The following is a 6499-nucleotide window of genomic DNA, read 5'->3' as shown; positions in this document are numbered from 1 at the left end:
GGCACCGACTTATTGAAACGGAAGAATTGAGACATAGAAGGTATTTTGATATCAGAAGTGTTGATGATTAATTGAATCGGATTAGTTGGAACGCCGTATGCGGTGAAAGTCCCACGTACGGTGTGAACAGGGGGAAAAGCTTGCGATAATTTCAAAGGCTTACCTATCTGTATCATTAAAGAGCAGTTTATAGCGACAATTTTTCATATAATTTTTTCCGGAAAGTAAAAACTCTATAATTGTAAATTATAGGAAAAGTGTGATAGAATACATAAAGTTTAGAGGGGGGAGAGGTTCCGTTGGAATTTAAAGGATTTAGCGTTTACGATCAAATGGATTTTTTAAAAAATTATATGACTAGAAGAAACAGAAAAGATAGCCCAAATAATGCCATAGAAGGTCCGATTATCTATGAATTAATTGGGAGCATTCAAGATAGTAGCATTTTAGATTTAGGGTGTGGTGATGCATCATTTGGAAAAGAACTCTTACATTTAGGAGCAAAAACCTACACAGGAGTAGAAGGTTCGGAACAAATGGTGAAAGCAGCACGCTCTAACCTACTTGAACAAAACGGGACAATACACTTAGAAACAATGGAGTCTTATGATTTTCCAAAAGAGGCATTTGATCTTGTAACATCTCGATTTGCTATCCATTATGTTTCAGACATTAACCGCCTGTTTCAAAACGTTCATAAAACACTTAAAGAAAACGGAAGATTTGCTTTTAGTATCCAGCATCCACTTACAACTTCGTCATTTCTTAGTAAGCAATCTGGGGATAAACGCGGTAATTGGATCGTCGATGACTATTTCCGTGAGGGGGAAAGAAAAGAGCCTTGGATTGACCAAATAGTGGTGAAGTATCATCGTACAATCGAACATTATTTTATAGCACTTAAACAAGCTGGCTTTTCAGTTCAAGATTTACGTGAAGGTACACCAATACGTGAACATTTTAGTAGTGAAGATGAATTCGTTAGAAGACAACGAATTCCAATTGTACTAGCTTTTTCTTGTGCGAAGTAAATAAATATCCTAATATTGATTGTTGAACTAATGGGTGCTGTACTTGAAGTTCATTGAGTTGCGTAGGCAACTCTTTTTTTCTTATTGAGCTAACGGTGAGTTTAGTTGTATAAGGAAGGATATTATAATTGTTAAAATGAGGCTTAATGGGAGGCGAAATTACACTTGAATAATACCCAAGTAAAGATTTATTTCAGCTTGTTTGGAGATGGACTTTCCAATAGATGATGGAACAGAAAAGTTAGAAGTTACACCTACCGACACCTATAAAAAAGGCGATTTAATTCCAAACTGTTCGACTGTTTTTAGAAAAGAGGCAAGTTGGGATTTAGGAACAGGCTACCAATTTTCACTTGATGTAAATGACCAACTAAAACAAATTGTAGGTATGCTACAAAATAAGTCATCAATAATTAACGAAATAAAAGAGGCTTATTCCTTGGAGTGTAAATTCTTTATTGTAATTAAAATAGAAAAGGGAAATACCCCTGCTTTATATCTGGATAAAGACATCATAAAATTTGCTTCAAGTATTGAAGCTGAATTTGATGTAGATTTGTACGCTAATCCTTATGATGATTTTGGCGAATAAGAGTATAAACTTTATTACACTAACAGGGGCAAGAGTTAAACAAGGTGTTGCAGTAGCAGTATCTTTTTTCTTGTTGAGCTACCGGCGCAGGTTAGTTGAATAGCAATTAGGTGTGACTGGAAGAATTGTCGATGATATAAAAAAGACACCGAAGTGTCTTATGTATTTTCAAATTAAGCTTTTGGACAACTTGGAATTTGTAGGGTTAATCATAATAGTGAAATTCAAAACCGTCTTCTGGTTCGCCAACTTCATAACCCAATAATTTTGTAGCTCTATTCTTAAATAATGTAATCCATTCATTCCATTCTTCTGATGGTAATTTAGCATAGAATTGTAATCCACTTGGTTCAATACTTACTTCTATCAATTTACCATCTGAACCATACCACTGTGGACAGCCGTTTACAAAGTTGTTCCAGTTAGGCATTTCTCTATATAAACGCTCCAACTTATCCCAAACTTCTTGTGGGGCAGAATAATGAATATTCAAATTAATATTGTATATTTCCATATGTTCTCCCTTTAATATTTAGATTTATAAGTTGTCAATTCTTGATTTTATTCGTTAATTCAACCAAAAGTCGAACTTCTGAATCTTTGATAAGCTCATACACTGAATTTGAATATCCCATAGCTACTAATAACCTTGCAGTAAGATGAGTCATACTATTTTTATCTGTGTATTTAGAAAATAATATCTAACGCTTTTTTAACACTTTCAAAAAATTCATTGACATTTGTATTGCTGTCAATTAACCACAACCCAAAATTTTCAAAAAATCTAAAGTTAAATGTTTCTTTTTATATCCTAATAGTTTTAAAAACTCAGTAATTTTTTTCAATAATTCCTTGAATTCATCATCTATATTCTAGCGATTCTTTCGAATTATTGTTTTACTGTGGGTCAATTGTGATAAAAACACTTTTTAATCCGTTATCCGTATATAAAAACTCCATTTGTAAACACATATCGGCCAATTTTGAATTTGAAGTTAAATTATAATCAACAGCAAATCCACTGTTATCATTGAATTCATAGAATTTGATTTGTGAATATTCGTATTTTGGGTGGAAATTACATGGAGCGCCATATTCATCAAATGAATCAAATCCATTTAAGTTTAATGTTTCTTGGACATAATAGAATAACTCACCAATATCATCCACTTCAGATTCATCCACATAATTTAAAATGTTTTCATATTCTTTACTGTGCATTACTTTTAATATATTAGTAATAACAGTTAAAGCATATTGTTTATCTTCACTTTTCATATTGAACCTCCAAATTCTAATTTATCTTTCTATTCAACTGTATAATATCATGCATTTGTGAGAAAATTCACTTAAACTCCCATGAAAGAACTTAATCATCTTTCATTTTCTGTGATGTAGCGCTGGTTTTTGCGCTACATGGATGGCTAACGGGGCAGATTAGTTGTGCGAAATGTTCCTAGTTTAAATAGAGGATGGTTACATCTCTCTGGTAAAGGCTAGGCAATTCCTTTTGGAACTGAAGGATTATATCGAAGAATCAAATGAAGAGGTAACGCTCGGAAGGGTTCTCTCTTAGTCGAATAGCACTTGATTTAGTAAGAATGAAATTGTTATAAGCTCGGCGAAAAGGCGTGAGAATTTACCGTAACAGTTCGGCTGACGAAAGCCTACCCGCAGGGGTGGTGTAAATCATGATGCTTGAGTTGAATGAATATGGTGAGAATGCAAATGAACCTAAAAGAAAAGGTTAAGCTGACAAACTTCTGAATGTACGGGCCTATAACTGCGATACATAGAAATGTGTATGTCACCAAATTGTGAGGTTAGATGTGGGTGAGTAAGACTAGCTAATATGAAAATTCATGATACGTTACAGGCGTATGAATGCTAACGGGCTTACAGGAAGCACCTAAGTTCATTCTATAATAGATATAATTCAACATTGTAAGCTGATAACGTGGAGGGATAGCCACTAGACTAATGAAGAATTACTTAATCATGCTTGGCAAATCTTTATCGGTTAATAAGGTTCTCGTAAGACTAAAAGAGGTTCACCTTCCAAGGGAGGCACCGACTTATTGAAACGGAAGAATTGAGACATAGAAGGTATTTTGATATCAGAAGTGTTGATGATTAAATGAATCGGATTAGTTGGAACGCCGTATGCGATGAAAGTCGCACGTACGGTGTGAACAGGGGGAAAAGCTTGCGATAATTTCAAAGGCTTACCTATCTGTATGAAGAAGGATTAGAATAGAAGAACAAAATTAAATAACATTAGACCTTTGAGTGAAATGGAAGTTTTTTAATTACTAGAAAATTTACAAGTATTAATAGAGTTTTATGAAAAATTAGGTCTTATACTTTATAAAAGATAATAGAGCAGCTTTATTGAATTAAAGAAGAAGAGAGTTGGATTGGTTATAGGTAGGGAAGGATCAGAAATTCCTTACCACGTTTCATAAAAACATATTAATGTTGATTTAGAGGATTTAAAGAAAGCTAAAATATCGTTAAAATTGCATGGAATCATTGCAAAAATAGCAGGACGCTCAATGTATAAAAAGATTGAGCGTAGTATTTTGATCCTAAAAAGGAATTATTAAACCTGTATTCATTTAAGGCAATAATTGAATTTCTATTACTCTTCTTTTTTAAGATTCAAGAAATTACTAATTACCTTTATATATTCATTTTTTGGATATATCTTATATAAATCGCTGGATAATCGAATCGGGTCGCCAAAAAAGTATCGCTCATATTGGGTTTGTCTTGTTCCAAATGAACTCATTGTTAGATCCCAAGCTAAACGAAATATTTTTACTCGTTCCTCTGCGGTCTTAGTAGCTCCTTGAAGATAAAAATCTAAGTCCTTTCTAATAATAGAATGAAATGCTTTCTCGGTTGGCAATGTAATCATTCCACTAGCTCCGATTAGCTGGATAATTTCAGTGAAACGAGGATAGATTTTAGGAAAGATATTACCAGCAACTTGAAGCGGGAAAATTTCTGGACGCATATATCCCCATTCATCTAATTTTGCGTTATTTTCAGATTTTTCTAATAAGGCTTTCATCGTTTCTAGACCAATGATGATTTCTGACATCTTTTCTTGGATATGTTGATACTCGCTTATATTAATCGTTTCTATAAGAAGCTCAGCAATACCTAAGACGAACTCTGTTTTTACAATTTGTCTAGTCAATACTTGGTGCTTAGTAAAGGAATGGAAAGAGCTTTGGATTGGGAATTCTCCGGCTACTTCTGCATTGCTGTAATAAAATACCCTATTCCAAGGTACTAATACATTGTCAAAGACGACGATAGAATCCATTTCTTCGAACCGCGAGCTTAATGGATGATTAAAAGAAGATTGTCCGCCGATGAATGTTTCCCTACAAATAAACCTTAATCCTTTTGTGTTAGAAGGGATCGAAAAAGCAAAAGCTTCATCTTCATTAAATAGAAATTTACCTACGCTAAATACTAATACTTCATCTGTTAAACCACCTTGCGTAGCAAGAAGACGTGCACCTTTAATAATGATTCCTTCTTCATTTTTATCAATAACTTTTGCGGCGATTGGCTCATCCGTATTTTCAATGTAGATATAAGAACGATTCACTTGTGGGGAAATAAAGGTATGTGTAAACGACAGGTCATTTTCCCTAGCCAATTCATAAAATGCTTGCAGATTGTTTGGAAAACATTTGTCCTTATTATTTAAAAAGGATACTGAAGAAGCAAAGCTCATTAAAACTGTGTTCAAATAATCTGGGCTTCTTCCCATGATCCCCCCTGAATACCTAGCCCAATGTTCAATCATCTTTCTTCTTCTTATTAAGTCCTCTTTCGTTTTTGGTTGCAAATAGGAAAGACCAATAAGCTCTCCTGATACTGGAGAAATAAAAGTCATCTCATCTTTTATTTTTGGATCATGTTGCAAATCATAAAGATCCGCTTTGGACTGAATAAGTCCCTTGAAGGCAGGTTGTTCTGATAACAACCCCTCAATTTTTTCACCGTCGTACCAAATTTCATTATTTAGCTGATTTAATCGGTTAATGTAATCTTTTCCATTAATAGCCCCCATGTTCCACTCCCCAATTTTAATTGATATTTAAATAAAATTATTCGTTTATAGCTGTTTTAACAAGTTAAGTCGTCGAATATTTTATTACTATTACTAAAATTATTCTATGTAACTAGAGCTTGCTAATATTCTTTTTTTAACTAACGCAGCATGTTAGTTATGCGAAATGTTCCTAGTTTAAATAGAGGATGGTTACATCTCTCTGGTAAAGGCTAGGCAATTCGGAACTGAAGGATTATATCGAAGAATCAAATGAAGAGGTAACGCTCGGAAGGGTTCTCTCTTAGTCGAATAGTACTTGATTTAGTAAGAATGAAAGTGTTATGAGCTCGGCGAAAAGGCGTGAGAATTTACCGTAACAGTTCGGCTGACCAAAGCCTACCCGCGGGGGTGGTGTAAATCATGATGCTTGAGTTGAATGAATAGGGTGAGAATGCGAATGAACCTAAAAGAAAAGGTTAAGCTGACAAACTTCTGAATGTACGGGTCTATAACTGCGATACATAGAAATGTGTATGTCACCAAATTGTGAGGTTAGACGTGGGTGAGTAAGACTAGCTAATATGAAAATCCATGATACGTTACAGGCGTATGAATGCTAACAGGCTTACAGGAAGCTCTTTGAAGCGTTGCGAAGGAAAATAATCGTAAGGTTGGCGGTTATATAACTTAACTTTATATCAGTGAAAGTGGTGGCACAGTACCATTGAAGCGTGTAATGAACGTGGAGGGATAGCCACTAGACTAATGAAGAATTACTTAATCATGCTTGGCAAATCTTTA

At 34.3% G+C, this 6499-nt stretch carries 4 protein-coding genes and 1 pseudogene; 2 read left to right on the top strand and 3 right to left on the bottom strand.

The window, feature by feature from the left end; genetic code table 11:
• The first annotated feature begins 299 nt into the window (after positions 1-299).
• Positions 300-1031, top strand: a complete 732-nt coding sequence (locus AMS59_RS01990) for a class I SAM-dependent methyltransferase (protein ID WP_082337351.1) — start codon at positions 300-302, stop codon at positions 1029-1031.
• A 165-nt stretch (positions 1032-1196) separates the two neighbouring features.
• Positions 1197-1623: pseudogene (locus AMS59_RS01985) on the top strand (DUF4279 domain-containing protein).
• Between the two features lie 205 nt (positions 1624-1828).
• Here AMS59_RS01985 and AMS59_RS01980 read toward each other — a convergent pair.
• From AMS59_RS01980 to hpaB, 3 genes are all read right to left on the bottom strand, one after another.
• Positions 1829-2137, bottom strand: a complete 309-nt coding sequence (locus AMS59_RS01980) for a hypothetical protein (RefSeq protein ID WP_053482091.1) — start codon at positions 2135-2137, stop codon at positions 1829-1831.
• 383 nt (positions 2138-2520) lie between these two features.
• Complete coding sequence (locus AMS59_RS01975) at positions 2521-2901, bottom strand: hypothetical protein (protein ID WP_053482090.1); 381 nt, start codon at positions 2899-2901, stop codon at positions 2521-2523.
• Positions 2902-4264: 1363 nt separating this feature from the next.
• Positions 4265-5716: a 4-hydroxyphenylacetate 3-monooxygenase, oxygenase component gene (gene hpaB, locus AMS59_RS01970; RefSeq protein ID WP_053482089.1), complete on the bottom strand. Its 1452-nt coding sequence runs from the start codon at positions 5714-5716 to the stop codon at positions 4265-4267.
• Between the last annotated feature and the right edge of the window lie 783 nt (positions 5717-6499).

The organism is Lysinibacillus sp. FJAT-14745 (genome assembly GCF_001275675.1).
Classification (GTDB): Bacteria; Bacillota; Bacilli; order Bacillales_A; family Planococcaceae; genus Lysinibacillus.
Note: the sequence above shows the minus strand (reverse complement) of the source record. Positions and strands in the feature narration are given on the sequence as shown.